Source organism: Mesorhizobium sp. M7A.F.Ca.ET.027.03.2.1 (genome assembly GCF_003999175.1).
Lineage (GTDB): Bacteria > Pseudomonadota > Alphaproteobacteria > Rhizobiales > Rhizobiaceae > Mesorhizobium.
The window spans coordinates 1-4,765 of record NZ_RZOM01000435.1 but is presented as its reverse complement, the minus strand read 5'-3'; the positions used below and the strand labels follow the sequence as shown (position 1 = coordinate 4,765).

The window sequence follows — 4,765 nt, the reverse complement described above, 5'->3', positions numbered from 1 at the left end:
GCGGCGGATGGTCCATGTTGCGCAATAGGGGTGGGTAATCTGCTTCACCGATCCCGACAAAGCGGGCGCCGGCCTTTCCGGCTAATTCCAGTTCGGCCTCGGCTTCGGCAATGGAAGGGATGCGAGCGATCCGGATGGCGCCGCCTGAAATCATCAGTTCCGGCAGTATCTCCAGCGCCACCTCGGCCGAACCGAAACGGTTGATGAGGTCGCGAAAGGATGCGGGGCCGACATTCTTGGTGCGGATCAGCCGCAGCCAGCTCAGCCGCTGCCGGTCGCTGAGACGCGGCCCGGCGGCCGGCCCACTCACCACGGCGGCAGGCTCGCTCACCCCTTGGCTCCGATCTTGCCCTCGGTGCCGGCAAGCAGGCGCGAAATGTTTTCCCGGTGCTTGATGAAAACGATGATGCTCATAACCACGAACAAGGCCGCATTCTGCGGTGTGCTCAGGACATAGAGGGCGATCGGCACGATGACCGCCGCCGTCAGCGCCGCCAGCGAGGAATAACGGAACAGGAATGCCATCACCAGCCAGGCGATGGCAAAGATCAGCGCCACCTGCCAGGCAAGGCCGATCAGCACGCCGAGATAGGTGGCGACGCCCTTGCCGCCCTTGAAACCGAGCCAGACCGGGAAGAGATGACCGAGAAAGGCGCCGAGACCGGCCCAGATCGCCAGGTCAGGCGCGAAATGGGCTGCTATCAGCACGGCGGCCGTGCCCTTCAGCGCGTCGAGCAGCAGCGTCGCGGCGGCAAGGCCCTTGTTGCCGGTGCGCAGAACGTTGGTGGCGCCGATATTGCCGGAGCCGATCTTGCGCACATCGCCAAGGCCGGCCGCGCGCGTCAGCAGGAGCCCGAACGGGATCGAGCCAAGCAAATAGCCAAACACGAGTGCTGGGATGAGGCTGTAAGTCATTGTTTCCCCCGCATTTCCCCCTGACAAGCCGGATCACGCGCGGTGCGCGGTAGCCGGCTCAGACGGAGAACACTGTGCGGCCCGCAACCAGCGTTTGCAAGACCTTGCCTTGCAGCCGCGCGCCTTCGAAACAGGTGTTTTTCGAGCGCGAACGAATGCCGCTCTCGCTGACGATCCAGGGTTCGTCGAGGTCGACAAGCGCAAGATCGGCGACAGCGCCCGGCTTCAGCGTGCCGCCGGGCAGGCCGAACAGTTTTGCGGGAGCGGTGGATAGGGTCTCGATAAGCCTGAGCAACGGCACGTCGCCATTGTGGTAGAGCCGCAGGGCCGCACTCAGCAGGGTCTCCAGCCCGATGGCGCCGGCCGCCGCATCGGCGAAGGGCAGGCGCTTGGTGTCGACATCCTGCGGATCGTGCGAGGAGACGATGATGTCGATCGTGCCGTCCCTGACCGCCTCGATCATCGCCAGCCGGTCTTCCTCGGCGCGCAAAGGTGGGGTCAGACGGAAGAAGGTGCGGTATTCGCCGACATCGTTTTCATTGAGCGACAGATTGTGGATCGCCACGCCTGACGTCACCGTCGCCCCGTCGGCTTTCGCACGTGTGACGGCGTTTGCTGCCATCGCCGTCGAGATCTTTGCTGCATGGTACGAACCATGCGTCAGCCGCGCCAGGGCCAGATCGCGCTCCAGCGGGATGGATTCGGCTTCGCGCGGAATGCCGGAGAGGCCCAGCCAGCTGGCGTAGAGGCCCTCGTTCATCACGCCGGACGAACCGAGGTCCGCATCCTGCGTCTCGTGCACGATGGTGGCGCCGAAGTCGCGCGCATAGGTCAGCGCGCGGCGCATCACCAGCGCGCTCGATATGGTGTGGCGGCCATCGGTAAAGGCGACCGCGCCGGCTTCGCGCAGCAGGCCGAACTCGGTCATTTCGCGCCCGTCGAGGCCCTTGGTGATCGCCGCGGCCGGAAAGACGTTGACGATGGCCGTGTCCTTGGCCGTGCGCAGCACGAACTCGACCAGCGCCACATTGTCGATCACCGGATCGGTGTCGGGCATCATGACGATGGAGGTGACGCCGCCGGCCGCCGCCGCGACACTTGCCGACGCGATAGTCTCGCGATGCTCGCCGCCCGGTTCACCGATGAAGACCCGGCCGTCGATCAGGCCTGGAATGATCGCCTTGCCGGCGCAGTCGACAACGGTTGCGCCCTCGGGCGCGCCCTGGTTCAGCGCCGCCTTGCCGGCGACAAGGATTTTCTTGCCATCGACGATGACAGTGCCGACCTCGTCCACGCCGCGCGAGGGGTCAACGATGCGGGCGCGCTCAAAAACCGTTATGCTCATGCCCCACGGCCCTCGTGGTTGCGGCGCGGATCGAGCAGCGCTTCCATGACGGCCATGCGCACGGCGACGCCCATTTCGACCTGTTCCTGGATGACGCTCTGCGGACCGTCGGCGATTTCCGAGGCGATCTCGACGCCGCGGTTCATCGGCCCGGGGTGCATCACCAGCGCATCGCCCTTGGCCGCCTTCAGTTTTTCCGCATCGAGGCCGAAATAGCGGAAATACTCGCGCACCGAAGGCACGAACGCGCCTTCCATGCGCTCGCGCTGCAGGCGCAGCATCATCACCACATCGGCGTCCTTGAGGCCCTCGGCCATCGAGCGGGTGACGATGACGCCCATCTTCTCGATGCCGGTGGGCAGAAGCGTCGACGGTGCGACGACGCGCACCTGCGCGCCGAGCGCGTTGAGCAGCATGATGTTGGAACGTGCCACGCGCGAATGCAGGATGTCGCCGCAGATTGCCACGATGAGCTTCGACAGCGGGCCCTTGGCGCGACGAATGGTCAGCGCATCGAGCAGCGCCTGTGTCGGGTGTTCATGCGCGCCGTCGCCGGCATTGACGACGGAGCAGCCGACCTTCTGCGCCAGAAGCGCGGCCGCACCGGCCGATTGGTGACGGATGATCAATATGTCGGGCCGCATCGCATTCAGCGTCATCGCCGTATCGATGAGCGTTTCGCCCTTCTTCACCGAAGAACTCGCAACCGACATGTTCATCACATCGGCGCCGAGCCGCTTTCCGGCCAACTCGAACGACGACTGCGTGCGCGTCGAGGCTTCATAAAAGAGGTTGATCTGTGTGCGGCCGCGCAGCGTCGAGGTTTTCTTCTCGGACTGCCGCGAGATCGCGACCGCTCGGTCCGCCCTGTCGAGCAACAGCTCGATATCGGCGGGGGAAAGGTCGCGGATGCCCAGAAGATGGCGATGAGGATAGGGGGACGAAGCGTCGGTCATCTCAAGGCGCTGCTATAGGGTGGAGACTTTGCGGCTGCAAGCGCCAGCTTTGCATTGCAGCCGTTCTCCTCAATTTTTTCGTATAGATGGCCGATTGTATCGGCCGGTATTTTCATCGCGCGCGCTGCATGGCTTGGCTATATCTAGCCGACAGCCTCGGATTCGTGGCTTTCTGACGATAGAAGGATTGGGCGTGACCGACGACGTGACGAACCAGCCGCCGCCGCTGACGGGCGGCAACGCCTGGCGGGGCGATCCGTTGCTGATCCAGCTCGCGGAGCGTTTTTCCGATCCGGTGCGCAAAGATCTCGACGGTCTCGGCCGCTTCGTGCTGACGCAGGAGGCGCAGGAACTGGCGCGCCTCGCCAATGTCGAGACGCCGAAGCTCAGGACGCATGATCGCCAGGGACGGCGCATCGACGTGGTCGAGTTCCATCCCGCCTATCACGCCTTGATGCGCCGCTCTGTGGCCAACGGGCTGCATTCCTCGGTGTGGGAGAACGGCGACACCGAGATCGGCCGCCGCCATCAAGTCCGTGCCGCCCGGTTTTATCTGACGGCGGAGCTCGAGACCGGGCATCTGTGCCCCATCACCATGACCAACGCTTCGCTGGCGGCCTTGATGGCCAGCCCAAAACTGTTTCGCGAATGGGCGCCGCGCGTGACGACGCGCAAATACGACCAGAGCCAGAAACCGCCGGTCGAGAAGACCGGGCTGACGCTCGGCATGGGCATGACCGAGAAGCAGGGCGGCACCGATGTGCGCGCCAATGTGACGAGGGCGGAACGCGCCGGCAGCGGTTTTTTTCGTCTGACCGGGCACAAATGGTTCATGTCGGCGCCGATGTCGGATGCGTTCCTGGTGCTGGCGCAGGCGCCGGAGGGGCTGTCGTGCTTCCTCGTGCCGCGCGTTCTCGGTGATGGTTCGGGCAACGGCTTCCGCTTTCAGCGACTGAAGGACAAGCTCGGCAACCGTTCCAACGCCTCCTCCGAAGTCGAATTCGTCAATGCCATCGGCGAGATGGTCGGCGAACCCGGTGCCGGTGTGAAGACGATCATGGACATGGTCACCCTGACCCGGCTCGATTGTGCCATCGCCTCGTCGGCGATCATGCGCGCGGGCCTCGCCGAGGCCGTTCACCACGCCCGCCATCGCCAGGTGTTCGGTTCGACCCTGATCGAGCAGCCGTTGATGCAGCGCGTTCTGGCCGACATGGCGCTCGACGTGGCCGCCGCCACCGCGCTGTCGTTCCGGTTGGCGCGCTCCTTCGACGAGGCGGCCAGCGATCGCGGCGAGGCGGCGTTTGCCCGGGCCATGACGCCGGTCGTCAAATACTGGGTCTGCAAGATCGCGCCCCCGCTGCTCTATGAGGCGATGGAGTGCCTAGGCGGCAACGGCTACGTCGAGGAGGCGCCACTCGCCCGCTACTATCGCGAGGCCCCGGTCAACGCGATCTGGGAAGGCTCGGGCAATGTCATGGCGCTTGATGTGCTGCGCGTGCTCGGCCGTGCGCCCGGCCTGTTCGAGGATGTGCTGGCCGGCATCGAC

General features: G+C 65.0%; 4 protein-coding genes and 1 pseudogene. 1 reads left to right on the top strand and 4 read right to left on the bottom strand.

Features of this window, described 5'->3' with window-relative positions; genetic code table 11:
• The 4 genes and pseudogenes from EN750_RS19020 to EN750_RS19005 form a co-directional block, all read right to left on the bottom strand.
• Positions 1-310: pseudogene (locus EN750_RS19020) on the bottom strand (DNA-protecting protein DprA); the annotation flags it as partial.
• A gap of 17 nt (positions 311-327) precedes the next feature.
• Entirely contained in the window at positions 328-915 is a 588-nt protein-coding gene (gene plsY / locus EN750_RS19015; protein ID WP_127397326.1) for a glycerol-3-phosphate 1-O-acyltransferase PlsY, read from the bottom strand.
• 58 nt (positions 916-973) lie between these two features.
• Entirely contained in the window at positions 974-2,260 is a 1,287-nt protein-coding gene (locus tag EN750_RS19010; protein WP_127397325.1) for a dihydroorotase, read from the bottom strand.
• Complete coding sequence (locus EN750_RS19005; protein WP_127327334.1) at positions 2,257-3,216, bottom strand: aspartate carbamoyltransferase catalytic subunit; 960 nt, start codon at positions 3,214-3,216, stop codon at positions 2,257-2,259. The genes EN750_RS19010 and EN750_RS19005 overlap by 4 nt, the downstream gene beginning before the upstream one ends.
• A gap of 193 nt (positions 3,217-3,409) precedes the next feature.
• Between EN750_RS19005 and EN750_RS19000 the strand changes: the two genes are divergently transcribed.
• A partial coding sequence (locus tag EN750_RS19000; RefSeq protein WP_145967767.1) for a DNA alkylation response protein occupies positions 3,410-4,765 on the top strand: 1,356 nt, incomplete at its 3' end.